This is a genomic window from Streptomyces sp. NPDC020747 (genome assembly GCF_044334695.1).
Taxonomy (GTDB): domain Bacteria; phylum Actinomycetota; class Actinomycetes; order Streptomycetales; family Streptomycetaceae; genus Streptomyces.
Genome location: NZ_JBIRTJ010000003.1, coordinates 518545 through 543122, shown reverse-complemented (window position 1 = coordinate 543122; position 24578 = coordinate 518545). Strand labels below are relative to the sequence as shown.

General features: G+C 66.4%; 28 protein-coding genes. 16 read left to right on the top strand and 12 right to left on the bottom strand.

The features are described 5' to 3' along the window. Positions 1 to 112 precede the first annotated feature (112 nt). Positions 113 to 1144 carry an alpha/beta fold hydrolase gene (locus tag ACH4YP_RS11610; RefSeq protein ID WP_398490400.1) on the bottom strand — a complete coding sequence of 344 codons (1032 nt, stop codon included), beginning with the start codon at positions 1142 to 1144 and terminating at the stop codon, positions 113 to 115. A 364-nt stretch (positions 1145 to 1508) separates the two neighbouring features. Between ACH4YP_RS11610 and ACH4YP_RS11605 the strand changes: the two genes are divergently transcribed. Continuing rightward, complete coding sequence (locus tag ACH4YP_RS11605) at positions 1509 to 2525, top strand: LacI family DNA-binding transcriptional regulator (protein ID WP_398490399.1); 1017 nt, start codon at positions 1509 to 1511, stop codon at positions 2523 to 2525. 318 nt (positions 2526 to 2843) lie between these two features. Here ACH4YP_RS11605 and ACH4YP_RS11600 read toward each other — a convergent pair whose 3' ends face one another. Further along, positions 2844 to 3245: a helix-turn-helix domain-containing protein gene (locus tag ACH4YP_RS11600; RefSeq protein WP_361057904.1), complete on the bottom strand. Its 402-nt coding sequence runs from the start codon at positions 3243 to 3245 to the stop codon at positions 2844 to 2846. A 215-nt stretch (positions 3246 to 3460) separates the two neighbouring features. Continuing rightward, on the bottom strand, positions 3461 to 4309 hold the full coding sequence (locus tag ACH4YP_RS11595; RefSeq protein WP_361057997.1) for an oxidoreductase: 849 nt from the start codon (positions 4307 to 4309) through the stop codon (positions 3461 to 3463). 67 nt (positions 4310 to 4376) lie between these two features. Between ACH4YP_RS11595 and ACH4YP_RS11590 the strand changes: the two genes are divergently transcribed. Both ACH4YP_RS11590 and ACH4YP_RS11585 read left to right on the top strand, forming a co-directional pair. Beyond that, positions 4377 to 5042: a DNA-binding response regulator gene (locus ACH4YP_RS11590; protein WP_361057995.1), complete on the top strand. Its 666-nt coding sequence runs from the start codon at positions 4377 to 4379 to the stop codon at positions 5040 to 5042. Positions 5043 to 5376: 334 nt separating this feature from the next. Further along, positions 5377 to 6402, top strand: a complete 1026-nt coding sequence (locus ACH4YP_RS11585) for an NAD-dependent epimerase/dehydratase family protein (protein WP_398490398.1) — start codon at positions 5377 to 5379, stop codon at positions 6400 to 6402. Between the two features lie 86 nt (positions 6403 to 6488). Here ACH4YP_RS11585 and ACH4YP_RS11580 read toward each other — a convergent pair whose 3' ends face one another. The 3 genes from ACH4YP_RS11580 to ACH4YP_RS11570 are packed head-to-tail and all read right to left on the bottom strand — an operon-like array spanning position 6489 to position 7743. Continuing rightward, positions 6489 to 7100 carry an ATP-binding protein gene (locus tag ACH4YP_RS11580; RefSeq protein WP_398490397.1) on the bottom strand — a complete coding sequence of 204 codons (612 nt, stop codon included), beginning with the start codon at positions 7098 to 7100 and terminating at the stop codon, positions 6489 to 6491. Next, complete coding sequence (locus ACH4YP_RS11575; RefSeq protein ID WP_398490396.1) at positions 7097 to 7423, bottom strand: recombinase family protein; 327 nt, start codon at positions 7421 to 7423, stop codon at positions 7097 to 7099. The genes ACH4YP_RS11580 and ACH4YP_RS11575 overlap by 4 nt, the downstream gene beginning before the upstream one ends. Continuing rightward, positions 7420 to 7743, bottom strand: coding sequence for a recombinase family protein (locus ACH4YP_RS11570; RefSeq protein WP_398490395.1), 324 nt, complete (start codon positions 7741 to 7743; stop codon positions 7420 to 7422). Before ACH4YP_RS11570 ends, ACH4YP_RS11575 begins: the two co-directional genes overlap by 4 nt. Positions 7744 to 7964: 221 nt before the next feature. On the opposite strand from ACH4YP_RS11570, the gene ACH4YP_RS11565 reads away from it, so the two are divergent. Both ACH4YP_RS11565 and ACH4YP_RS11560 read left to right on the top strand, forming a co-directional pair. Continuing rightward, positions 7965 to 9131, top strand: a complete 1167-nt coding sequence (locus tag ACH4YP_RS11565; protein WP_398490394.1) for a helix-turn-helix transcriptional regulator — start codon at positions 7965 to 7967, stop codon at positions 9129 to 9131. Between the two features lie 18 nt (positions 9132 to 9149). Further along, positions 9150 to 9872 (top strand): 5-formyltetrahydrofolate cyclo-ligase, encoded by a 723-nt coding sequence (locus ACH4YP_RS11560; protein WP_398490393.1) that lies wholly within the window; start codon positions 9150 to 9152, stop codon positions 9870 to 9872. 55 nt (positions 9873 to 9927) lie between these two features. Here the strand turns inward: ACH4YP_RS11560 and ACH4YP_RS11555 are convergent, their stop codons facing one another. The 3 genes from ACH4YP_RS11555 to ACH4YP_RS11545 form a co-directional block, all read right to left on the bottom strand. Further along, positions 9928 to 11055, bottom strand: coding sequence for a hypothetical protein (locus ACH4YP_RS11555; protein ID WP_398490392.1), 1128 nt, complete (start codon positions 11053 to 11055; stop codon positions 9928 to 9930). Positions 11056 to 11209: 154 nt separating this feature from the next. After that, complete coding sequence (locus ACH4YP_RS11550; RefSeq protein ID WP_398490391.1) at positions 11210 to 12832, bottom strand: hypothetical protein; 1623 nt, start codon at positions 12830 to 12832, stop codon at positions 11210 to 11212. A gap of 191 nt (positions 12833 to 13023) precedes the next feature. Then, positions 13024 to 13881 (bottom strand): hypothetical protein, encoded by an 858-nt coding sequence (locus ACH4YP_RS11545; protein WP_398490390.1) that lies wholly within the window; start codon positions 13879 to 13881, stop codon positions 13024 to 13026. Positions 13882 to 14071: 190 nt separating this feature from the next. Here ACH4YP_RS11545 and ACH4YP_RS11540 point away from each other — a divergent pair, with 190 nt between their 5' ends. The 3 genes from ACH4YP_RS11540 (at position 14072) to ACH4YP_RS11530 (ending at position 15484) form a co-directional block, all read left to right on the top strand. Then, positions 14072 to 14422: a hypothetical protein gene (locus tag ACH4YP_RS11540; RefSeq protein ID WP_398490389.1), complete on the top strand. Its 351-nt coding sequence runs from the start codon at positions 14072 to 14074 to the stop codon at positions 14420 to 14422. Positions 14423 to 14427: 5 nt separating this feature from the next. Continuing rightward, positions 14428 to 14682 carry a hypothetical protein gene (locus ACH4YP_RS11535; RefSeq protein WP_398490388.1) on the top strand — a complete coding sequence of 85 codons (255 nt, stop codon included), beginning with the start codon at positions 14428 to 14430 and terminating at the stop codon, positions 14680 to 14682. A gap of 496 nt (positions 14683 to 15178) precedes the next feature. Beyond that, positions 15179 to 15484, top strand: a complete 306-nt coding sequence (locus ACH4YP_RS11530) for a hypothetical protein (protein WP_398490387.1) — start codon at positions 15179 to 15181, stop codon at positions 15482 to 15484. Positions 15485 to 15616: 132 nt separating this feature from the next. Here ACH4YP_RS11530 and ACH4YP_RS11525 read toward each other — a convergent pair whose 3' ends face one another. Continuing rightward, on the bottom strand, positions 15617 to 16060 hold the full coding sequence (locus tag ACH4YP_RS11525; protein WP_398490386.1) for a PIN domain-containing protein: 444 nt from the start codon (positions 16058 to 16060) through the stop codon (positions 15617 to 15619). Continuing rightward, entirely contained in the window at positions 16057 to 16335 is a 279-nt protein-coding gene (locus ACH4YP_RS11520; RefSeq protein ID WP_361070050.1) for a CopG family transcriptional regulator, read from the bottom strand. The genes ACH4YP_RS11525 and ACH4YP_RS11520 overlap by 4 nt, the downstream gene beginning before the upstream one ends. 196 nt (positions 16336 to 16531) lie before the next feature. Between ACH4YP_RS11520 and ACH4YP_RS11515 the strand changes: the two genes are divergently transcribed. Beyond that, entirely contained in the window at positions 16532 to 16798 is a 267-nt protein-coding gene (locus tag ACH4YP_RS11515; RefSeq protein WP_326729559.1) for a hypothetical protein, read from the top strand. A 145-nt stretch (positions 16799 to 16943) separates the two neighbouring features. Here ACH4YP_RS11515 and ACH4YP_RS11510 read toward each other — a convergent pair whose 3' ends face one another. Then, on the bottom strand, positions 16944 to 17795 hold the full coding sequence (locus tag ACH4YP_RS11510; protein WP_361070053.1) for an aldo/keto reductase: 852 nt from the start codon (positions 17793 to 17795) through the stop codon (positions 16944 to 16946). A 229-nt stretch (positions 17796 to 18024) separates the two neighbouring features. Here ACH4YP_RS11510 and ACH4YP_RS11505 point away from each other — a divergent pair, with 229 nt between their 5' ends. The 7 genes from ACH4YP_RS11505 (at position 18025) to ACH4YP_RS11475 (ending at position 24481) form a co-directional block, all read left to right on the top strand. Then, the gene (locus ACH4YP_RS11505) at positions 18025 to 18897 is read left to right on the top strand and encodes a helix-turn-helix transcriptional regulator (RefSeq protein WP_398490547.1); all 873 of its coding nucleotides are present in this window, start codon (positions 18025 to 18027) and stop codon (positions 18895 to 18897) included. Positions 18898 to 19235: 338 nt separating this feature from the next. Further along, the gene (locus ACH4YP_RS11500; RefSeq protein WP_361070056.1) at positions 19236 to 19406 is read left to right on the top strand and encodes a winged helix-turn-helix transcriptional regulator; all 171 of its coding nucleotides are present in this window, start codon (positions 19236 to 19238) and stop codon (positions 19404 to 19406) included. Positions 19407 to 19583: 177 nt separating this feature from the next. Further along, positions 19584 to 20192, top strand: coding sequence for a SigE family RNA polymerase sigma factor (locus tag ACH4YP_RS11495; protein WP_361070073.1), 609 nt, complete (start codon positions 19584 to 19586; stop codon positions 20190 to 20192). 2 nt (positions 20193 to 20194) lie between these two features. Beyond that, positions 20195 to 21019 carry a hypothetical protein gene (locus tag ACH4YP_RS11490; RefSeq protein ID WP_361070059.1) on the top strand — a complete coding sequence of 275 codons (825 nt, stop codon included), beginning with the start codon at positions 20195 to 20197 and terminating at the stop codon, positions 21017 to 21019. A 74-nt stretch (positions 21020 to 21093) separates the two neighbouring features. Continuing rightward, on the top strand, positions 21094 to 22047 hold the full coding sequence (locus tag ACH4YP_RS11485) for a hypothetical protein (RefSeq protein WP_361070061.1): 954 nt from the start codon (positions 21094 to 21096) through the stop codon (positions 22045 to 22047). Beyond that, positions 22044 to 23645, top strand: coding sequence for a peptidoglycan-binding protein (locus ACH4YP_RS11480; RefSeq protein ID WP_361070064.1), 1602 nt, complete (start codon positions 22044 to 22046; stop codon positions 23643 to 23645). Before ACH4YP_RS11485 ends, ACH4YP_RS11480 begins: the two co-directional genes overlap by 4 nt. Before the next feature lie 152 nt (positions 23646 to 23797). Continuing rightward, a complete protein-coding gene (locus tag ACH4YP_RS11475; protein ID WP_361070076.1) occupies positions 23798 to 24481 on the top strand; it encodes an ABC transporter ATP-binding protein in 684 nt (227 codons plus the stop codon). The last annotated feature ends 97 nt before the right edge of the window (positions 24482 to 24578 follow it).

Here is a 24578-nt window from a genome sequence, read left to right as displayed (position 1 = left end):
GCGCTCGGGACGAACAGCCGCGCGGCACCTTGTCGTTCGGTTGTCCCTGGGCTCATCGGCCCCAGGGGTAGGGGTAGGGATAGGGGTGGTTGTGGTCCTCGGATCGCTGTCGCTACGTCGTCGAGGCGGCGGAGGTCCCTGCCGTACGGGAGTCAGTACGGGAGTCGGTTCGGGACCGGACACGGGAGTCGGCATGGAGGCCGACGTCGCTGACGCTGTCGCTGTCGCTGTCGGCGGTGTGAACTCCCGGCCGGGAGCCCGCGGTTACCGCCGTCGGGCTCGATCGGTCGTATGCGTCGTATGCGGCGGCACGTTCGGCGTTGCGGGTGATCACCCGCACGAAGTCGTCCCACAGGCGTGGCGTCACCTGATGACCCATGCCGGCGTAGAGATGGAGCTCGGCGCCGGGGACCGCGCCGGCCGTCGCGATACCGCCGCGGTAGCTGATGATCTGGTCGTCCCGGCCGTGGATCACGGCCACAGGCATGGTCAGCCGGGCGAGCGCCGCGTGCCGGTCCGGGGCGTTCAGCATGGCCCGCGCCTGTCGCTGCAGACCCTGGGCGCAGTAGTTGCGGTCGTATATCTCGGTGGCGAAGGCGCGCAGCCACGCGTCGTCGAAGCCGTCCAGGCCGGAGAGCTTCTCGGTCTCGATCCACTGGCCGATCGCTCGTTCGCGGTCCTGCGGCGTCGGGCGGTGCAGGACCGACCAGAACGCCTCGTCGTCCGTCAGGAACTCGGCGCCGGGAGCCGAGTAGATCGAGCACAGACTGCGCACTCGCTCCGGTTCGGAGATCGCCAGTTCCTGAGCGATCATGCCTCCCATGGACTGGCCGACCACGTGCGCGGACGTCAGGTCCAACGCGTCCAGGAGTCCCACCACGTCACAGGCCATGTCCCGCAGGGAGTAGTCCGGCTCGTCGTCACACTTCGACGAAAGACCGACATCCCTGTTGTCGAACCGGATCAAACGAAAGCCGGCCGCCTCCAGGGCACGGCAGAAACCGGGGTACCAGGCGATCAGCTGAGCCCCGAGGCCGTGGATGAGCAGGAGCGGTTCACCGTCCTTGGGGCCACTCACCTCGTAGCACAGACGGACGCGCCCCAGGTCGGCGTACGGCATGCGGTCTCCCTGTTTCTCAGGCACCGACCGAACGGTGCGAAGTCGTGGGTCGCGGACGTCTCCGAATGCCGGTCGAGGCGGACGGCGGTGGATCCCCGCGTGGATCCCCGCGAAGGTTCCCGCGAGGGTTCCCGCGAGGATCTCCGCCGGTCGCGGACGAGACGGCGTAAGGGGCGGGGCGCAGGTACGTCTCGGGAGAGAAAGATCGTTCCTCTGTCCCGTCGTGGACGTCCTTCGCCAGTGAGGGCGTTGACGCCCCACCCCGAGCCGGCCGGCGGTAACCGGCCGAGCGGTGCCATGACACCGGAAACGGGTTCTCATTGGAGCGCTCCAATGGGCTAGAGTTTGGAGCGCTCCAATAGCCACGTCAAGAGGTCCGGGAGGTTGCGTGTCGGTAACGCTGGAGGATGTCGCGACCCGAGCAGGCGTCTCCCGGTCCCTGGCCAGCCTGGTGATGCGGAACTCGCCGAGCGTCTCCGCCCAGCGCCGGGAAGCGGTTCTGAAGGCAGCGGCCGAGCTGGGCTACCGCCCCAACGCCCATGCCTCCCAGCTCGCCAGCCGGCGCACCATGACGGTGGGGGTCGTCCTGGTCGAGCTGCGCAATCCCGTGTACACGGAGATCTTCACCGGCGTCCAGGAACATGCCGAGCGTGCCGGGTACGGGGTGCTCCTCACAGGGGGAGAACTGCTGACCACGGAGACCGAGCAGCGGGCCGTGAACGGGCTGCTTGAGCATCGGGTGGACGGCATCGTCCTCGTCGGACCCCGCCTGTCCGCGAAGGACCTGCGTGAACTCGCCGAACGTGTGCCGCTGGTCGTCGTGGGCCGTCACGTACGGGGCGTCGACTCGGTGGCGGTCGACATCCGGCACGGCACGCATCTCGCCGTCGAGCATCTCGTCGGCCTCGGCCATGAGGACATCGCCCACATCGACGGCGGGACCGGCCCCGGTGCCCGCAGTCACCGCCAGGCGTACATCGACACCATGACGGAGCACGGCCTGTCCGCCCGCACCCGCATCGTCCGCGGTGACTACACCGAGCACGGCGGCAGGGAGGCGACGGAGACCCTGCTCGCCGGCCCGCACCCTCCCACCGCCGTCTTCGCGGCCAACGACCTTTCCGCCCTCGGCGCCCTCGCAGCCCTCAAGCACCGAGCCATGAGCGCGCCGGAGAACCTGTCGCTCGTCGGCTTCGACAACACCGACCTCAGCCAGTTCGGCTATATCGACCTGACCACCATCGACACCCCCCGCCACGACATGGGGGCAACCGCGGTGACCATGCTGACCGCCCGGATCGAGGACACCACCCGCCCGGCCCGCCCCGTACAACTCGCACCCCGACTCGTCGTACGCTCCACGACCGCCTCACACTTGCCCGACGGGCCGCCGGGCCGCGGGTGAGCGGAGCGCTTCGGTGTCGGGGGGCGGTTGCCGGGTAGTTGTCGAGGGGTACGTTGAGCGCGTTGCGCCCGTTGTGCTCGTGGAACACGGCCACCGCGCGGCCGGTTCGTGCCGGACCACGGGTCCCGCGCCGCCTCCTCCTGGAACACTCCACGACGCCCTCGGCCGTTGGCCAGAAGACCTGGGCTTCACCACTCCGCCCGGCTGGATCCGCCCCGAGCGTCATGAGGGGGCGAGTGAAGCGCCGCGCGTTCACCTCCGTCACCGCTGAGGCGCTCGTAGCCGGACCGGTCGCTCCCCAGCACGTCGACCCGGCCCTCATCGACTACTTCCAGACGCAGCTGGAAGGGCACTACCGGGCTCGCCGCTCCAGGTGCGGGCGTATAGATCCAGGACGCGCGCGGCCTTGGCGCGGAAGTGGGGGTCGGTGATGAAGATCCAGGAGTGGTGTTGCCAGGGCTTGAGGGCGTCCCGCGCGAGCCAGCGGCGCACGGTGGAGGCCGACAGGAAGGGCGCGATGCCGCGCTTGACGGCCTCGCAGGCCAGTTCGGGGGTGGTCCAGCGGGAGAGCGGCGTGCCGGTCTCGGCAGGGAGTTGGCAGGCGAGGGCCTTGACTTGGGCGGCCTGTAGCGGGGTGAAGGAGGGCGGGCGTCCGGTGCGCTTGCGGTCGGCCAGGCCCGGCATGCCCAGCTCGGCGAAGCGGCTCCGCCAGGTGCGCACGGGTGTCCACGTGCACGCCGACCCGCTCGGCGATCCGCGCGTTCGGCAGCCGGCGGGCCGCGTGCAGCACGATCTGCGCGCGCACTCGAAGCCGGTGCTCGGTCTTGTGGCCCCAGGCTGCCTTCTTCAACCGGTGCCGCTCGGCGGCAGTCGGGGATATCGGGCGGGCGGCGGCAACGGGCACGGCAGGCAAACTGACTTCCGGAGTCGACCAGTTAGCCTCGCAGGTCAGACAGGTCTTCGTCACTGAGACTGAGATCGTTCGCCGCGAGGTTCTCCTCCAGGTGTTCGAGAGAACCGGTGCCCGGAATCGCCAGCACCGTAGGCGAGGTCGCCAGCAGCGAGGCAATCGAGACCTGCGCTGTGGTCGCGCCCACGCGTGCTGCGACCTTGCCGAGCCGTTCAGCGTCGAGCGGGCCGCTGCCGACTCCGCCGCCGAGCGGGAAGTACGGCACGTACGCGATGCCCGCTTCATCGCTTTCCGCCAGCAACCCTGTGTCACCGGTGTGCCGGTTCTGCACCGCCGCGACGGGCGCGATCGCCCGGGCCTCGGCGAGCTGGGCGGCGTCGACGTTACTGACGCCCAGGTGCCGGATCAGCCCCTGCGCGCGGAGCTCGGCCAGGACCGCGAACCGTTCGGCGATCGACTCGTCACCCGGCCCGGTCATCCCGCCGACCCGCAGATAGACCAGGTCGAGCCGGTTGAGACCTAGACTGCGCAGATCCGCCTCGACCAGGCCGCGCAGCTGATCAGCCGTCGCCTGCCCGCTCGGCACACCGTTCGGGCCGGGCAACGGCCCCACCTTCGTCGCGATCACCAGGTCGTCACGGTAGGGGGCCAATGCCGTACGGATCAGCTCGTTGGCCCACACCGCGTCCCTGCCGTAGAAGCCGGCCGTGTCGATGTGGTTCACGCCCAGCTCCACGGCCCGGCGGACCACCGCGATGCCCGTCTCGGGATCTCGCGCCGGACCGGCGAAGGTGCCCATCGCCAGGCGCATCGCGCCGAAGCCGAGCCGGTTGATCGTCAGCTCTTCGCCGAGGGAGAAAGTCTTGATCGTCATGACGCTCATGGTGTCCGCCGGCACGACGCCCAGCGAGCTCGTGGCAGCTTGCTGCCAGACTGGCGGGATGCGGAACGAAGAGGTGTTTTCAGTGCGAGGAGACGCAGAGCTGATCGCGCGCGCAGGTCATCTTTTCGAGTCCGCGCGGACCGAGTTCCTGTGCGCCGCCCGGGATCTCAAGACCTGGTCGCAACCAGGGGCCAGGGCCGCGGTCCGGAATCGGATGCGCGCGGCGGATCCCGCTGACTTCACCCCTCGGAAGCTGCTCAGCCCGATGGCACTCGCGGACGAGGAGGCCCGCGCGCACCTGCGGCTGGTGCGGAGCAAGGGCGCTCTCGTTCGGATTAGCCGTTCGCCGCTGCCGTACGAGACCATCCTCATCGACCGGCGGGTGATGATCCTTGCCGGCCAGGAGACCCCCACCGGCCGCGAGTACACCGTGACGACGTCGCAGATCCTGGTCGACGGCGTTCACTCGCTGTTCCGGGCGATCTGGGACGCCGCCGTCGATCTCGAGACCTATCTGCGCAGCGACGTCCCACATCTCGACGCCGACGGCCGCATGATCCTCAGAGCCCTCGGTTCGGGCCTCACCGACGAATCGGCGGCCAAACGGCTCGGCGTCTCACTGCGCACCTACCGGCGGCGTGTAGCCGAGCTGATGGCCAACCTCGAGGCCGACTCCCGCTTCCAGGCCGGGCTCCGTGCAGGCCAGCTGGGGCTACCCCGCTAGAACCATAGCGATCGCGACCCTTTAGCGGTCTGCCCGCCCTGAGCACCCCGGACCACATAACCAGCCGTCACATCAACCCCCGAAGAACTTCCAGCGGCGACCACTAAGGGTCGGCGCCGCGTACGCCGCATTCATCGGTTGGCTGTATCAGGACGCTGGGGACATGGACGGCGCCGCCTGCTGGCGTGGTTGTGTCACCCAGGAGATCGCGACACGGTCGCGGGACCGGCACCGCGAGGCCTGAACGTTCGAGCTCACCAGTCCCATGGCCGGTTCCCCACCGCTGGGCAGGGGTCCCTTCTCCTGAGTCCTCGGGAAGGGCAGGATCCTGGGCATGAGGATTCTGGTCTTGGGCGGTACGTGGTTCCTGGGCAAGAGCATCGTGGACGAGGCGCTACGCCGCGGCTGGGACGTGACGACGTTCAACCGCGGCCGGTCCGGGCGGGACGTGCCCGAGGTGCGCGCGATCCACGGTGACCGTACCGAGGTGACAGACCTCAACCGGCTTGCCTCCCAGGGGCCGTGGGATGCCGTGATCGACACGTCGAGTTCCGAGCTGCCGCCGCGTGATGTGCGGCTGGCGGCACAGGCTCTGCGTGATGCGGCGTCCCGATGGGTGCACGTCTCCACGGTGTCGGTGTACGCGGGTTGGCCGCACCAGACCCTGACCGAGTCGTCCGAGGTGCTGGACTGCCCGTCCGACGCGGACGACTCCTTCGGTCATACAGGCTCGGACGGTTCGCCCACCAAGTACGGGTTTCAGAAGGCCGGCGGGGAGCGCGCGGTCCGTGAGGTGTTCGGCAAGCGGGCGGTGTTTCTGAGGCCCGGGGTCATTCTTGGGCCGGGTGAGTACGTGGGTCGGCTGCCGTGGTGGCTGCACCGGGCCGGCCGGGGCGGACCTGTGCTGGCGCCGGCTCCGGCCGACCGGCTCATCCAGCCGGTCGACGTGCGAGATGTCGCGGCCTTCGCCGCGGACCAGGCGGCTGCGACCACTGGCGGCGCCTTCAACGTGGCCCACCCTGAGGGGATGAGCTTCGGGGACTTCCTGCTCGCGTGCCTCGCCGTCACCGAGGCGGACGGTCACCTGGTGTGGGTGGAACCGGAGTTGCTCGTCGAGCACGGGGTCCGGCAGTGGACCGAGCTGCCCCTGTGGCGTACCCACACAGGGGTGTGGTCGGTGAACGCCGACCACGCGGTGACGGGCGGACTGCGGTGCCGCCCGCTCGCCGAGACGATCACGGACACCTGGGCGTGGCTGCGCGCCGACGGTCGTCCCGTGGATCACCCCCGCTGGGCGGAGCACGGGCTCGCCCCCGAGAAGGAGACCAAGATCCTCGCTGCCCTGGCCTCCGCTTCCTGAGTCAATGTCAGTCACCGGGTGTTCATGTACGGGGGTCGATGTTTCAAATCAAGGGCTGTGGCCGGCCAACGGTTGACTTGCGTCCTTCAAGCAGGCCACGACTCGTCCCACTGGTACAGAGCATCAAGGAAGCGTTGCAACAGTGCTTCCTCTGCCATCGTGTTGACCGACCCCTTGGGTGGCTTGGTGGCTCCGAGGATGCGTACCGGCAGGCTGGTGCTGAGCGGTGGCGGTTTCGCCGCCTTGTTCAGTTCAAGTTCCGCCCACACGATTTTTCCTCCGGCCTGTGGTCGGAACACATCCCACTGCTTGCAGGTCGCCCCGATGAGCAGCAAGCCCCGCCCGCCTTCGGCGTCATCGTCAGGGCTCTTGGCGACGGGTACATCAGAGCTTCTGTCCCAGACATCAAGTACGAGGCTCGTGCCGGTGGCGCGAAGCTGCACTCCGATGACGTGCTCCGCCGTAATTTCCCACGACTTCGGTTCCGGGTCAGTCAGTCCGGTCGCCTGCATGGCGTTGGTGACGAGTTCCGACATCACCAGTTCCGCCGTCTCGACGTAGTCGGCCAAGCTCCACCGCGCCAAGGTCAGCCGGACGAGCATGCGCGAGCAACTGGCAGCTGACGGTACGGCGGCCAGTTGCAGGCTGCTGGTGTAGACCCAATCGCGGTTCGGCGGCACCTCTTGTTTCTCGGTCACGAAGGGAGCACCTCGAAGACCTCGGCACCTGCATCCAGTTCCAACTTCATGAGCAGGTGAATCTGCAACAGCGGATGCAGCGCCAGATGATCCATGGTCGGTACGACCACGTGGTGGCCACCGACACGAGTGAGTTCAGCAACCAACGCTCCGAACGCTCTCGTGCAGCCGGATTCGAACTCTTGAAAGGTCGTGACGTACCGGTAGCCCTCGGAGTCGGCGAAAAGTCGCAGATCAAGCTCAAGGGCAAGAAGCTCTTCGTCTGTGTGGCTTCGCTGGACGCGCATGTATCCGTAGATCACGGGACGTTCGTGGTCGGTCACGGACGCCGCCCCTGGACGATCCAGATGCGCGCGCCGGTTTCCTGCTCGATGTGCTGCGTCATGGCCTCCTGAAGGCCGGGCAGTCGGGCAAAGTGCCACAGCGAGGGGACGATGATGTCCTTGACGTCGTGGTGCTTCAACGCATCGAGCATCGTGTGAAACGCCGACTCCGAGCGCCTGATGCATTCGGTGAACACCTGCTCGAGAGCGAATCCCTCGCGCTGGGCGTACTCGGCAAGTTCGAGCTTGATGCGTTCGGATTCATCGCCCATTTCGTCAACGCTCACGACGCGCATGTAGCCATAGATTGCAGGTCGCATGAAGTCCCCTTTCACCGTTGAAAGCCGGGTCCAACGGCGGGCTTGAGGCTCGGCGCCGCTGGACTGGAGTAACGGCCAGAAAAGCCCCCTGACCTGCGGAAACCCAGAGCGAAAGAGGGGCAAGAACGACGCAAAAATGAGGCAAGGGCGGCCTTGAACTGCGTAAACGGCCCCCGGGTGGCTACGGTGAGTACGCCCCCGAGCCCCGGGAGGGAAGTGGGATGGCGGCCAAACGCGTACGGCTTGCTCAGCGTCGCAAATCTATGGGCTACAGCCAAGAGAAGCTCGCTGAGGCGTTGGGCGTCGAGCGCTCAACGGTCGTGCGCTGGGAGACAGCCGAAAGCGAACCTCAGCCGTGGGCACGGCGCAAGCTCGCCGCCGCACTCAAGGTGACGCTCGATCAGTTGCAGGCCTTACTCGACGACGTGACGGTCATCCAGACCAAGCAGAGCGAGCGTATGAGCTACGTGCTCGAACACCCTTCGTCAGTCGACCTGGTGGCAGTCGCCCATCTGCACGAGCGCATCCGTCAGCTCGACGAGCAGTACGACAAGGCACCCTCGACGGCGCTCCTCGGACCCGCCGGCCAAGTCCACGGGCAAGTGAAGTTCCTTCGGGGGAACGCAACCAACCCCCGCGTGCGGAAAGCTCTGTTCGAGATCGAAGCCGAGTCGGCCACGTTCATGGGGCAGCTCGTTTGGGACGTGAGCCAACGGCGTGACCACGATGCACCAGTCGCCTATCTGAACGAGGCGGTGACCGCGGCCCGTCAAGTGCGTGATCCGTACGCCGAGGCATACGCGACTCTACGCATGAGCTTCGTGGCGCTCTACGGCGAGAAGAACCCCCTCAAGGGCGCCAGGCTCGCGGGGCAGGCGGCGGAGGTCGCACGATCCGCCAGCCCTTCCCTTACCGGGCTGAGTTTGCTTCATGTGGCCGAGGGCTACGCCATGACCGGCGACCTCAAGGCCTGCGAGGAGGCGCTGACGAAGGCTGAGGCACAGCTCGACCGGGCGAGCCCCGACGATGTAGCGGCCGAGTACTACACGATCAACGAGTTCAGCCGCTTGTCCGGGTCGTGCTACCTCTTCTTGAACTTGCCCGAGCGGGCCGAGCCCATCCTGCGCTTGACGGCCAGGGCGCTCGCGGCAAAGAAGAAAAGTCAGGCTATCGCGCTCGGGAATCTCACCCTGTCGCTGATTCGCCAACGCAAGGTCGACGAGGCGGCGGCCACTATGCATCGGACGATCGACGCCGTGGAGCTGACACGAGGTGGCGGGGGTCTTAACCTGGCCTTCGCCGCTGGTCGAGAGCTTCGGGAGTGGCGACACGAACCGTGGGTGCAGGACATCAATGATCGTCTTCTCGCCCTCATGGCGGCGATCTGACGGGACCGGTAGGGGCACATGAGCAACATCGACCAGGACAAGGAAGCCGTCCGCGACCAGGTGTGGCGCTTGCTCGAACGTGAGGGCGCGGTACCGGAAGGCTCGTACGGCAAGATCCCCGGCTTCTACGGCGCGGAGGCGACAGCTGAGCGCCTGGCCGAGTTGGACGTGTGGAAGCGGGCCCGGACTGTCAAGGCGAACCCCGACTGGGCCCAACTGCCGGTCCGTATCCGCGCGCTTGAGGACGGCAAGCTGCTGTACATGGCCGTGCCGAGGATGGCGAGCCTCCAGCCGTTCTACTTGCTGGACCCCGAGATGCTTGAACTACCCGTCGAGCAGGCCGCGGAGAAGAAGGGCGCCTCACAAGTGGCTCGCCGAGTCGGCGTCGAAGACATGCGGCCCATCGACGTGGTGATCTGCGGCAGTGTCGCGGTCAACCGTTCCGGCGCGCGCATCGGCAAGGGCGCGGGGTACTCCGACCTGGAGGTGGCGCTCCTGATCGAGGCGGGTCTCGTGACGGACGAGACGGTCATCGTTGCGCCCGTTCACCAGCTCCAGGTCGTCGACGAGGAGATCCCCGAGACAGAGCACGACTTCAGTGTGGACTTGATCGTCACACCCGACGAGGTGATCGAGTGCCCGAACCGGCGCCGACCACGGGGGCTCGTCTGGAACGACCTCACGCCCGAGAAGATCGCAGCGATCCCTGCTCTCGCGGCGAGGGCTCAACAGGGTGAGTAGCGCCTGGAGTCAGAAGTCCCTGCCCTGGCCCGAGACGCAAAACAAGGACTCAGTGCTATTCCTCGGCATCCTGCGACGAACGCTCCTGTTGTTGCAGTACCTCCTCCATAAAGACACGAATCGTGGTCTCATACGGTTTGTATGAGAAGGCGCCTCCGGGCGGTCGAAGCGAGATCAAGTCATGTGCCACAACGAGAAGCGAAAGCAACAGACGGTTCACATCTGAGGACGAAACGTCAGAGTGCAGCCCCTTGTTGCTCAGGTTATCCAGCCTATCGATCCGCTTTCCCAAGTCCTCGACGTTTGCGATGAGTAGTTCTCGCATGGTGCCAGAGGTGACGTTTTCCGCGACGTACGCCCACAGGCGGTTTCGGTACTCAGTCTGGCCGACCTTTCGCCCATTGACTTTTTCTTCACGCGGAGGGTAAAGGCAGTCTGCAAGCTTTTCCATGAATCGCCGGCAGGACAGCGACACATGCGCCAGCCCTTCGGCTGTCTCGTGACTCTCGAACGCCTGGAGGGCAGCGTGCAGCCGTTGAGTGAGGTTCGGGTCCAGGTCTGAACAGCGCATGAGAGTTTCACCCAGCGCGGATGAGAACTGACCATGAAGCAGTTCGTCCGCCTCGCCGAGCCTGCGAAAGTGCTGCATGTTGTCATACGGATCAAAGATGGTCTCCCGTACCCCGGAGTCCTCCCAATGAACGGAGGAGAAGAGGCCGGAAGCCTCCCACTCGCGATATTCCACGTGGTCTCGGGTGTCCTCGACTTCCAACTCATATCCTCTATGAAACAAGTAGAAGGAGTCTTCGAAGATCCGAAACCGGCTGGGGATACCCTTCAGGAAAACCGCCCAGTGCTCCGGAATCTCCGGACGAATTTGCATTGCCCCCAAGTACCACTCAGTTTCCTTTAGCCGGATGTGCATGGCACGGGCGTCCGACGGAGTCAGAGATTCCACGACCATACCTGCGATATCAAATGACTCGATGTGCTTGGCAAGGTCCGGCCCAAGGAAGGTGCTCCAGACTGCCCAGTGCTCACCGAGAACGCTGTTTGCAGCGCCTTCGGTGCTGCCCGGCTCTTGAGCAAGCCGCCACAGTGGGAGAGTACCCGTGGAAAAGCGGGCATGGCACCTATGCCGTGGAACGGATTCCATGAACGCTCGCACCAGATATTCCCTCATGGTGAGCCATCCCCAGGTTCCGGCATCCGGCGAGCTCCAACCTTCGTTGATCAGAAAGCAGACTCTCACTCATCCCCCAATAATTGATTTCAACAGAATGCTCCGCCCTATCTACGGACGGAGCATTAGGTCATTCAAGCTAACCAAGCACGACTCACTGATGGTCGTCAGGCACCATGAAGTCTCGAAGACAGTTAATAAGCGCGGTTGCTTCTACGAGTAGGTCTGAGAACGCGCTCGACAACCCTTTCTCTTCAAGGTCAAAATGCTCGGCAGCTCGTTGATATTCCTTACCGCCCCTAACGTGAGCTGGACCGCTGCGAAGACCGTTGAGGTTTCGCAGTAGGATGATGAGTTCCTGCCGTTCTGGGAACTCGACCTCGCCAAGGTACTTCTGAAACTTTGTGATGCCCTTGTCGTTAGGCTCAACCGTAATGTGCTTGGCGATCTCACGTTCATTCAAACGCTCGACGAGAACCTTCGACAGTGACATGACCTGGTCGTCGAATTCCTTCTGATTCTCGCTCGCAGGGACGTGCAGAATTGCCCAGTTGTGTTCATCTTCGGGCCTGAGCAGCTTAAACAGATCCCATCCGAAGCGCTCGCGCCAACTAGTACGGAAGCGCTCGTAGGAGGCCTTAAATGCGAGTGCAGGTTCGTCGGCAGCAGCCCACTCACCCAGGATGCCGCGTCGGAACGCAACCTCACTTACGTTTCCATCGGGCACCACGTTAAAGCTCTTCCAGTAAAGCTGCTCCTTCTGAGAGAGCTTGCCTAGGTCGCCCAGATAGACGACGACATAGTCCCGATGATTGTTGTCGAGTCGAAGCCCCCAGTATCCACCGCAGTAGAGCTGGCCATCTTCGACCTGGTACTTCGCAGGATCGTTGTAATACTTGGCCATGACGGCCTTGCTGAAGAAGACTGGTGTCAGATAGTGGGGCGATTCGGGATTCTTGCCGAAGTAGTTGGCAAGCTGTTCCTCGTCACAGGTGAAGTAGACGTTATTTCCCTCCTCGTCCACGTCGATGATGAACTGCTCGTACGCTCGGCTATCACGATCACGAATCCACGATGGGAGAGGGTTTCCCGAGCCCTCAATGATCTTCTTTCCTGTAATACGAGCCATGGTCCGGCGGGCAGGGTCGGAGATACCAGGAATCATTTCTACCCACCGAATGTATCGGTAGTTCGCTTCCTGCTCGTCCACATTCTGCTTTTCAAGACCAAGTTCGTCCAGCGTCTTCGAGGACCAACGGTCGAACTCAAAGAAGAGCAGCATCACCATGCTACGGGCTGCGAGGTACTCCTTCAGGTGCTTCGCCCGAACTTGAATCTTCTTCGGTGTCATACGGACAACTTCAACATCGTCGCCGTTGTCGTCTAGAGCAATAAAAACGCCCTTCTTACGGTCCTCATAGAGATTGTGGAAATGTCGAAACTCCTCAGAAACTTCCAGGTACGAAGGCTTCAGACCATGGAAATCGCGGTCGATGATGAGCGGTTCAACCCCGTTGTCATCGCCGAAGCGATGGTACTCGCATCTACCGTCACCGTAAAAGGAAAACCCGGGCGTCCCATGGCCGATGAGCAAATCCCATGACGTGTTGGCAAGGCATTCCACTAGAGCCTCAGGCCGGGCAAGCGCACAGTAGTAACTCACCTCCTCGCACTCACCCTTTGTGAACTCGTAGACCGTGATCCATGGCTCCGTGCCGAGCTTGTTTGTGACGTACTCCAGACGGTCAGGAAATTCAAGAGGAGATTTTTCATTCATGTGCATATTTTATCCTAACTCCGCATATCCGGAAACTAATTTTCCGCAGCGAGGCTGACCAGCCCCGTATTTCGCAGCTCATACTTGGGCTCTGCGGGGTACTTCGGTTCAGCAACACCAAGAACGCTAGGCCAGCGCGGGGTTGGTCGGCCCGATCTATGAGCCCGGAAACTGCACGCTCCTCCTCCGAATTAGCTCTGCCACCCGTGCAGCAGTCCACCCACCATCAGGAGGGCCGAGTACGCGTTGTCCTTCTCTGTACCGGCTACCTCCGGGTGCGCGCCCAGGTCGCACATGAACTTGAGGGCGAGCCGTACCTGTTCGGCACGCGGCAGGTAGCCGACGGCCGTGTTCATCGACTCCTTACGGAGCGCCTTGGCTGCCGTTGCAACGTCCGCCGCCTCGTCTTCGTCGTCGGCCTTCTTGCCGACGAGCGCTGCGAGGGTCTGACGGAGCGCTTCTACCGTCAGGCGCCACTCGTGCTTGACGTACTGCTTTTCGGCGTCACGGTAGTAGTCGAGGGCGACGGCGAACTCTGCCGACCGGTTCGCGTCTGGTGCGTCCAGCTCGATCAGGAGCAGACGGCGGTACTGCATCTGCTCAAGGACGGCCGCCCAGTCGCTTTGGGTGAGCTCATACTCAACGTTTCCGACCCCGATGCGTTCGAGGTTGCCGTCGTTCATGGTCGTGCCGGTGAGCTGCAAGCGGAACTTGATGCCGCCTGTGCGGTGTTCCTCGATGACCTGGAGCTGTCGATGGTCGATGTCGGCCACCAGGACGAAGTTCGTCGTAGCTGCCAGGCTATGCAGAGTGACCGGCGAGTCTTCGACCACAAGCCGTCTCACGTACCCACTCGACGTTCCAAGTCCCTCCGCGAACAGCCCGCCCTCGAACCACAGCGGCTTCTGAGCCGCCGCTTCATCTCGACAAGATGCTTCGACGTGGAAGCGAAGCTGCATCACGCCGAGCCCACTGGAGCCCTGGACCTTCTTTGGATCGAGCCGGACTGCGTTGTTCGCCCAGCCAATGTTGACCCATGCCTCGTTCATGATCGTCCTCTCATTGTTGGTGGGGACGAATGTTTCAGGATCGGAAGGACTCGGAAGTAGGTCAACTGAGTTGCGACGGAGCGGTGATAGCACGTATGTGCTGCGCCCTGAACAACTCGACCAACCCCACACCGGCCCCGGCCACTTGATCCGTGCAACCTAGCTGCGCAGGACGGGGAGCTGTGCGGTAATGGCTGCCGTGGATCTCAACTCGCTGCGGAAGCTCGTTGAAGGCCAACTCCTCCGGCTTGAGGACAACACCTTCCAGGACTGCATGGATCGGCTCGGCCTGGAGCTGTACCCCGGCGACTATCAACCGGTGCGGGCGGCCGGACCGAAGGGCGACACCAAGAACGACGGCTACTGCCCGAATGCTCGGGTGTTTTTCGCGGCACACGCCACGCGCGGCGAGCGGATCGACAAGACCAAGGCGAAGATCCGCGGTGACTTGGAGGGCTGCGTCCAGGAGCACCGTGACGTGAGGGTGTGGCGTTTCCTCAGGTGCTGCTTGACGTCTGGCCTAGGCATCGTGGCTTACTGACTGCCATGACGGACCGTTTCCCTGAGATCACCTCCGTGGAGGAGTTCATCCGACTGCGGGAGAGCGAGGACCCGGCGGAGTACAACCGCTCAGCGTGGGCAACCATGCCGCTGCCCGTCTGGTGGGACCTGGTGCGCAACCATCCCGACATGCGTTTCTGGGCCGCGCATAACAGGACGGTGCCGTCGGAAATCCTCGCTGAGCTGATCAAGGATCCGGACTGGCGGGTCCGAGACCGGGTGGCCAGTAAGCACCGCTGACCGCCCAAATTACTGGAACGGCTGGTCGACGATCCGCATGACGCTGTGCGGAGGCTCGTCGCAGGCCATCCTCACTCGTCGCGGTCAGCAGTAGCGCGTTTGGTTGATGACCCGTGGCCGGTCATTGCGCAGGAAGCCCGCACCCGACTAGCCAACTGGCCGTCCGTCCAGTCGCCCGAGCCTTCCTGACGCGGCGATCAGATACGCACAGGCAAGTCGAGGCAAGCGTTGCGAGCATCAAGCGAGGCCACTGCGTCAAGCATCACCGAGACAAGACACAAACGCCTCATCCCTCTAAAACTGAGGTTCATCGTTGACACATGGGTCCCGATCACTACGGAGATCCACATGCCGAATCCCACACCCACCGCCCCACCGCTTGGCCGTTGCGCCTGGCTGTCATACGCCCCCTCGAAGAGGTCAACGGATCGGAAGGTCACGCAGGCAGATGCATCGGCACAATAGATGTGCTGGCGCATCACTCTTGAGGGGCCTGATGACCGATCGATCTTGGCAGCTCATGCAGGCGCACACTCTGCTCGGAACACTCACGCTCGAAGAGATCGACCAGCCGTGGTTTCGCGGCCACTTCAGCGGGACGCCTGCATGGGAGGACGTTCGCCCCATCCTTGAGGAGTGGACACGCTCGATAGAGGCAGAGGAGCCCGACCCGCCGCGGGTTGACCAAGCCATGAGAGCCGTGGACGGTCTGCACCTGTCCTTGGTGCCGGCCAACGGCGACGAGCTGATCGATGACTTCCTTATCCACGTGAGAGGGACTCAAGCAAGCTTCCGCTACTAGCTGTTCACTGAAGCTGGATCGGCCCAGCAGCCAGCCGTACGCAGAACAGCAGCAGCACGGTCTGCACTCAGCCGCAGGACAGCGGCCCAAGTCCCTTTCGAGAGCGGCCACTTCGGCGCCGAAGTGATCGGTTCAGAGTGGCAGGTCGTCCGGCAGTACCCGGAACGCCTTGTGGTGGCCGAGTGGCCGTACGGCGCGGAAGTCGCGGCGGTCGAGGGCGAGGATCGCGTCGGTGTCGTAGTCGGCGGCCAGTGCCACGTTCACCGCGGCGGCGAGATCGAGATCCAGTGGGCCGTAGTGGACGCGGACGGACTGGGCGGCGGCCAGGTGGGTCTCCGTGATCTCGGGCATCACGACACGGCCCCGGCTCATCCAGCGCCGGAGGTCGTCGACCGCGCTGAGGGCGGCTGCCCGGCCGAGCTCGCGCGTGGCCACGTGATCGAGTTCTGCCAGCAGGAGCGGTGACATGACCAGGAGGCCAGCGGACATGATTGCCTCGTTCGCCGCCGCGTGCTCCGGGTGGGTCGAGTCGAGGGCGGCCAGGAGTCCGGATGTGTCCGCGATGACGATGATCACGTGGCGGTTCCGGGCTCGGAGCCGGGCTCGGAGCTGGTCTCGCGGCGGACCGCGTCGGCGGCCGTGTCGCGGACCTCGGCCTTGGACGGCGTACGGCCCGCCCCCTCGAAGGTCCGCGAGAACAACGGCTCGTCCCAGACCCGGTTCGCCATCGCCGCGAGGTGGATCCCCTGCCGGATGATCTCGGCCTCGCTTGTCCCCCGCCGCTTCGCGGCCTCCTTGATGATCGCCAGATCCTCGGGGTCGGCATAGACGTTGGTGCGCTTCATGGACATGTACCAAGGGTAGTCCATGTACCAGACTGGCATATGTACCAGATTGGCGTATGTGTCTGTTCGGCTGGTCGATGTCTCACGAGCTCGGCACGAGGTGCCGCCGCCCCCGTGCCGCCCCCGCGTCACCCCTTCGGTGGCGCACCACGTCGTGGAAGAGGACGCTGGATGCAGGGGTGCGTGACGGAGAGGCGGCCCCATGGCTGAGACCAGTACAGATCACAAGGCGCATACGCCGTTCTTTTCGCGGCCCGGTGTGCGGCGGCTCGCGCCGTTCGTGCTGATCAGCGCGATCGCTCTGGTGTTCATCTTCCAGAACCGCTCGGACGTCGAGATCCGCCTGCTCGTCCCGCAGGTGACCATGCCTCTGTGGGGTGCCCTCCTGATCGCCTGGGGCCTCGGGATGCTTGCCTGCGCCTTCACCCTGCGCCGGCGGACGAACCGGCATTCACGACGGACGCGGTAAGGGCTGCGCCGACAGCTCCCCGGCCGGGAGAAGTACGCGAGCAGGGTCCGTCCCCGTCCCACCGGAGCAGCCGTCATGACGGGCCGCTCGGCAGTGAGCGTGGAAACGGTGAAGTCCCGCCTCCCCTCAGGTCAGTCGGTTCAGGTCAGTCGGTGTTGCGGTCGAAGCCCGCGAACTGGGTGACGACCGCCGGGTCCCGGTGGTCGAAGAACAGTGAGCTGCCCGTGTCCAGGGTGGCGACGGCCGACATCTGGTCGTCGGTGAGTTCGAAGTCGAAGATGTCGATGTTCTCCGCCATCCGGTCGGCGCGGACCGACTTGGGGATCGCCACGACGTCACGCTGGGTCAGCCAGCGGAGCACGATCTGCGCCACGGACTTGCCGTGCTTCTCGGCGATCTCGCTCAGGAGCGGGTTGGTGAAGAGGTTGCCCCGGCCTTCGGCGAACCCGCCCCACGACTGGAGCTGGACCCCGTGCTCGCGCATGACCTCCTGATCGGTGGTGCGCTGGAAGAACGGGTGGGTCTCGATCTGGTCGACCGCGGGGGTGACCTCGTTGAAGGAGGCGAGGTCGACGAGCCGGTCGGGGTGGAAGTTGGCGACGCCGATCGCCCTGACGGCACCCTCGCCGTGCAGCTGCTCCATCGCGCGCCAGGAGCCGTAGACATCATTGAAGGGCTGGTGGATCAGGTACAGGTCGAGGTGGTCGAGGCCGAGTTTGCGCAGCGACGTGTCGAAGGCGCGCTTCGTCTTCTCCTCGCCCGCGTCCTGGAGCCACAGCTTGGTGGTGACGAAGAGGTCGTCGCGCGGGATGCCGGCCGCCTTGATCGCGCGGCCCACGGCCTCCTCATTGCCGTACGCCGCGGCTGTGTCGAGCAGCCGGTAACCGGCGGCGAGGGCGTCGGTGACGGCCCTCTCGGTCTGCTCCGGCGGGATCTGGTAGACGCCGAAGCCGAGGATCGGCATCTCGACGCCGTTGTTGAGGGTGACGTACCGCATGGGGACTTCCTTTCGCACGTACGCGATCGAGGTACGGGAATCCAGCCTCGCGTACATCCCTCCGCGGTGGCAGGCCGAGCTGAGCCGGGGAGCGGTGTTCGGGGGTATGACAGGGCCTCCCACACGCCTGCCGTGCAGGTCAGCACGGTGTGACACTGGCCGTATGGCATCCGAGCAGAGCGGCAGCGGCAGCAGTGTCGGTGGTGGAAGCAGTGGCAGCGGCGGTGGCATGGAGCTCGGGCAGTTTCTGCGTGCCCGCCGTACCCAGACGCGGCCCGAGCAGGTCGGTCTCACCGTCGGCACCGGCCTGCGCCGCACTCCTGGTCTGCGCCGCGAGGAACTGGCCACGCTCGCCGGCATCAGCATCGACTACTACGTACGCCTGGAACGGGGGAAGGAGACCCGCCCCAGCCCCGCCGTCCTCGACGCCCTCGCCCGTGCCCTGCGCCTGGACGACACCGAGCACCAGCACCTGCGCGAGCTCGCCGCCCGCGCCGCCCGGTACGCCCCCGGGCCTCCGCCGCCGCCCAGCCGGACCGTGCGCCCACATCTGAAGCTGGTCCTTGAGACGCTGCGGCCGAGCCCCGCGTACGTCATCAGCCGCAGCATGGACCTGCTCGCCTGGAACCCCGGCGGCCTCGCCCTGTACTCGGGCCTCGACGACTGGCCCGCCACTCGGCGCAACCTCGCCCGCTACCTCTTCCTCCACCCCACCGCCCGTCCCCTCTTCCAGGACGACTGGGACGAACTGGTCCGTGGCTGCGTCGCCCGGCTCCGGGGGCTGGCCGGGACCGCCCCGGACGCCCCCGACCTCACGCATCTCGTGGGCGAACTCCTGCTCAAGAGCCCGGACTTCGCCAGGCTCTGGGAGCGGTACGACGTCATCGGCCGCAAGCGGATCCAAAAGACCTTCCACCACCCCCAGGTCGGCGTCCTCACCCTCAGCGGCCAGAGCATGCACCTCGACGACACCCCCGGCCAACGCCTCGGCGTCTACACCGCCGAACCCGGCACCCCCGACCACGACGCCATGTGCCTCCTCGACCTGACCGCGCCCCGGCCCGGCGACGGCACCGCGGGGTGGCGAGCAGGTACCCGGTGAGCCGCCTGCTCGTCAGACACCCCGTCCCGGTGGACCGCTCTGCGCGAGGAGCCGTGTTCCAAGGGGTATGACGGGCCCCACACGGCTGTCCCGCTGGTCACACGGCTGCAAGACTGGAACGCATGGCACGTGTGCAGCGCAGCGCCCGCCCGCGCGGCAGGCCGCACCGCGCCGGGGAGTCACGTTCAGGGGAGTGGCAGGGCCCCATGCCCCCGCTTGCCGCACGAGCGACGCGACCATCCAGGAGCTTTCGTCACTCAGCGTGAGTACGTCCTTTGAAGTACGGTTCTGGGACGGCCGAGTACCGGACAACTGTGCCCCCGGCGCGGGACGGTCCGGTGAACCGCGACGCCAAGCCGGTGGTCCCGCCCCACGTCGAGTACTCCCTGACGGACCTGGGCCACGAGGCGGCCGTACGGATCCGCGCGCCGGCGCTGTGGACCAACGACCGGACGGACCAGGTGGAAAGGGCGCGGGGGAACTACGACGCGGCGAAGGGCCACACCTGAACGCACGTGCCGAGAGCACGAGTTCGCGAACTCACGAACTTCGCGAACTCACGAACTCACGAACTCGCGAAACTTTCTTGGAATCCATGACAACCTCCCGGGGCTCCCGGTCCGTAAGTACGGCATGAAGCACTTCTCACCGCGCGCCGCCGCGGTGTCGGGCGGAGGGGGCCTGTGATCCGGACGCCGGACGAGCAGGACGTCTCCGACATCGGCGGCGCGGTCGAAGCCGGGCTCGACTTCGACGAGTTCGCGCGCAGCCGCCAGGCGCAACTGCGCCGTACGGCGTATCTGCTGTGCGGTGACTGGCACCTGGCAGAGGACCTGACGCAGATGGCGCTCGCGAAGCTGTACGCGGCGTGGCGCCGGGTACGGCAGGACAGCCCCGACGGCTACGCCCGCAAGGTGCTGTTCCGGACCTTCGTGGACGAGACCCGGCGGCGGCGCTGGTGGGAGCGGCCGAGAGCGTACGAGTTCGACGTCGCGGCCCCGGCGCAGGACCCGGAGCTTCGGCTGACGCTGCTGGCCGCGCTGCGGCAGGTGCCCGCGCGCAGCCGGGCGGTGCTGGTGCTGCGGTTCTGGGAGGACCAGAGCGTGGAGGCGACCGCGACGGCACTGGGATGCAGTGTCGGCACGGTGAAGAGCCAGACCTCCCGGGGGCTGGCCGCACTGCGCCGGATCCTGGGCGACACGCCGCTGGCACCGTCGTCGCCCGGAAGCGGTGGCGGTAGCGGTGGCGGTGCGGGTATGGACCCGGGCAACGGATATCTGAGGGCGGGGTGGTGAGCATGGCTGGGGAGTCCGGCGCCGGCGGGCGCGGGAACAGGAACGAAAGCGGAAGCGGGGACGCGTACGAGTTCGCCCTCGTCGACGCGTTGGGCAGGCTGAGTCCTGACGCGGAGCCGCCGATGCCGGATCTGGTGCCGGGCGCGACCGTGCGCGGCAGGCGGATCCGCCGTCGGCGCCGGATCGGGGTGGCGCTGAGCGCCGTGGCGGCGGCCGCGGCCGTGTTCGTCGGGGGGTCCGCCGTGATCCCGTCGCCGGTGGAACGCGCACCCGCGCCGCCTGCCGCGGAGCCGTCGGTCTGGTACCCCTCGCTGGGGCTGCTGCGGTCGGTCGTCACGGCGAAGGCCGGCACGGTCGAGCCGGCGGATCCGAAGCGTCCGGACGGGGAGCGGCGCTACTTCCGCTGGATCGACACGTCCGGTCGTCCGAGCTATCTGTACGTGTCGGTCGAGCGGTCCACGACCGGTCAGTCCCTGCTCCCGTCGGGCGACGTGGAGTGCCGGGACAGTGTCGGCCGCGTACTCACGACCCCATGGGGCGGCCGGCTGACGAAGTGCTACGTCGTCCCCAGGAAAGAGGGAGACAACCTGCTGGAGTACTACCTGCCCCAGCAGGAGCTGCCCGAACCGAAGAGCGACGCGAACGACGACTACGCGGTGGGCGTCGCCTACGTGACCTCGGGCGGCTGGACTGTGCATGCGATCGCGAGCGAGACCGGCGAGAACCGCAGGCGCGGCCAGAAGTACACGGATTCGGTCCGCCAGACGCTGTCCCGGCTGGCCACCGACCCCCGGATCTTCGACGCCGTCAAGGAGACCAGCGGCTGACAAGTCCGTAACCGACGGGCAAGAACACAACCAGACCCGGCAAGAACAGAACCCGACCTGAATGGAGTGGTGTCATGGCCATGCCCAAAAACACCCTGCGCAGTTACCTGATCACGGCCCTCGCGGTCGGCATGCTCCCCCTGCTGGCCGCCTGCGGCGGTTCGGGCGACGAGGACGGCAAGAGCGGCGGGAGTTCCGCGGCGGGTGGTGGCACGAAGAACGTCGACGGTGCCGCGCAGCTCAACATCCCGGAGGGCGTGAACGCCGAGGCCAAGAAGGAGTACATCCGGGAGAACGCCATCTCGGCCTGCATGAAGAAGGAGGGGTTCACCTACACACCGCACGCGTCGGAGGCACCCCCGGCCGACGTCGACACCGACGGTGACGGCAAGGACTACGCGGCGGCGAAGAAGTACCGCCAGAAGTACGGCTTCGGGACCTACGCGGCGGCCGCGTACCCCGACGACCCGAACGTCCCCTTCAGCAACGCGGGCGGCAAGGTCGGCGGAAAGGTCCTCGACCCCGTGGACGACGACACCAAGGGTCTGACCCCGGCACAGATGAAGGCGTACGAGGCGGCGCTGTACGGTCCCCCGGCCAAGAACAAGGGGGAGGAGAAGGACGCCGGCTGCACCCTTGAGGGGAACACCGCCGCGTACGGGGCGCCGTTGAGCGCCGCGGAGGAGAAGAAGAAGCAGAACGCCAAGACCGAGGAGAACCGCCAGAACGGGCTGGCGCTCAACGGCGACACCCAACTGGTGCAGCTCGCCCAGCAGTACGCCACCTGTCTGAAGGCGCAGGGCATCCCGGTCTCCACCACCCAGCCGACCGGCATGGCCTACATGGTGCGGATCGACCTCAGCAACAAGATCCCGGAGGACAAGCCCAAGTGGACCAAGGAGCAGGCGATGCCGCTGCTCACCGCGGACATCGACATCGCTCTGAAGGACCTGGAGTGCGGCAAGAAGTTCCGCGCCGCGTACTTCCCCAAGGAGAAGGCCAACCCGTACTGGGGTGACGGCGCGTGAAGCGACTCGGCAGCCGCCGACAGCTGGGCGCCATGGTCGGCGCCGTGGTGCTGGTCGGCGCCGGGGGCTGGTTCGCCGGTACGCAGGTGCGCTCGCCCGCCGACGCCGCCGCCTCGCACAACGCGCCGAAGGCCGGCCCGGTGACCGTGGAGGTGGAGCGGCGGTCGCTCACCGCGACCGTGGTGGCGACCGGGACGGTGGCGTTCTCCTCGCCCCGGCCGCTCTCGCTGGCCGGCCCGGTCGGCGCCGGGGCGGTCTCGAGCCCGGCCGGCGAGGGCGCGGAGCAGCGGGTCACCAAGGCACCGGTCGCGGGTACGAAGGTCAAGGAGGGCGACGTACTGATGACGGTCAACGGCCGCCCGGTGCTCGCGCTCTCCGGATCCGTACCGATGTACCGCGCGATGGGCCCCGGAGCCACCGGTGACGACGTGAAGCAGCTCCAGAAGGCGTTGCGGCGGCTCGGGTTCGACCCCGGGTCGGCCGGCGGCACCTTCGGCCAGGGCACGGCCACGGCGGTCACCAACTGGTACCGGAACAAGGGGTACGAGGCCCAGCAGCCGAGCGCGGAGGACCAGCAGCAGCTGGGCCAGCTCCAGCAGGCGGTGTCCAGCGCGCAGGAGGCGCTGCTCACGACGCGGAGCGGGAACGCGGGCGACGGCGACGGTGCCGACACCGGCGAGGGCTCCGGCTCCGGAGCGGGGACCGGGACGGGGACGGGCGGGAAGGCGAGCACCGGTACGGGCACTGGCACCGGTACGGGCACTGGCACCGAGACCGGTTCGGGGGCTCGTACGGACACGCAGTCCAGCACCGACCGGCAGGTCCAGGAGATACAGCTCAAGTCCGCGCAGAAGTCCCTGGACATGGCGAACAGCGCCCTCAGCAGCTTCCAGGCCACCTACGGGACGAAGGTCCCGGCCGGCGAGGTCGTCTTCTTCCCGAAGCTGCCCGTACGGCTGGACAAGGTGACCGTGAAGACCGGCGACGCCCCCTCGGGCCCGGTCGGCACCGTGACCGGCTCCGAGCTGCTCGTCGAGGCGGCCGTGCCCGGTGAGGACGCCGAACTGCTGAGGCGCGGTATGCCCGTCGATGTGACCACGACGGGCGGCGAGAAGGTGAAGGGCAAGGTGGAGGCGATCGGTTCCGCCGCCGCGTCGTCCGGTACGACGGGCGGCGACGGCGAGGCGGCCACCGGAGCAGCGTCGGAGGGCCGCGACGCGGAAGCCTCGGACGCGTCCGACGGCGCCGCCGACGCCGATGCGGCCGACACGTCCGGTACGGACGGCGCCACCGGGGCGGGCACGCCGGGTCCGGTCCAGTTGCGGATCTCCATCCCCGATCCGGGACCGCTGGCCGGGCAGGCCGAGGCCTCGGTGAAGGTGACCATCGGGGTCGGCGCCTCGGACGGCAAGGTGCTGACCGTACCGCTCGCCGCGATCCGTACCTCGGCCGACGGCAAGGCCCGGGTGCAGGTCGAGCGCGACGGCGGGGTGCGCGACGTCTCCGTGACCGTCGGGCTCTCCGCGGCCGGCCTCGTAGAGGTGAAGCCGACCGGCGGCACACTCAAGCAGGGCGACAAGGTGGTGGTGGGCAAGTGACTCCCGACCCCTCCTATGTCCCTGGCCCCTCCCATCCCCCTGACTCCTATGACTCGTACGACTCCTATGTCCCCGGCCCCTCCGATGCCCGGGACTCGGTCGATACCTGGGACTCCTCCGATACGCCCGACCCGCCCGATGCCTCCGCGGTCATCGAACTCACCGACGTGCGGCGGACCTTCGACTCCGAGCCGCCCGTGCACGCGCTGCGCGACGTGAATCTGACCGTGCGGCGCGGGGAGCACCTGGCCATCGTCGGGCCGTCCGGCTCCGGCAAGTCGACGCTGCTCAACACCCTCGGCCTGCTGGACCGGCCCACTTCGGGCTCGTACCGGCTGGACGGGGTGGAGACCACCGGGCTCGGCGACCTCGAACGGACCGCGCTGCGCGGCAGCCGGATCGGGTTCGTGTTCCAGGCCTTCCATCTGCTGCCGTACCGGACGGTGGACGAGAACGTGATGCTGTCGGAGGCCTATCGCAGGCCGCGCCCCGGTCGCGGGCGCGGCACCCGGCTCGCCCGGGCCCGTGAGGCGCTGGAGCGGGTGGGGCTCGGTCACCGTTCGGGTTTCCGGCCCGACCGGTTGTCCGGCGGTGAGCGCCAACGGGTCGCCATCGCACGGGCGTTGCTCGGTGACCCGGCGCTGCTGCTCTGCGACGAGCCGACCGGCAACCTGGACAGCGAGAACACGGTCTCCGTGCTGGAACTCTTCGAGGAGTTGTGCGACCAGGGCGTGACCCTGGTCGTCATCACCCACGACGAGGCGGTCAGCCGCCGGGCCGGCCGCCGCGTCCGGATCACCGACGGACGCCTCACCACGGAGGCCGAGGCCGGGTGATACCCACGGAGACAACGGAGACAACGGAGCCGAACAAGACCAGGAAGACCAAGAGGACCAGGAAGACAAGAGAGACAAGGGAGAAACGGGAGAAAAG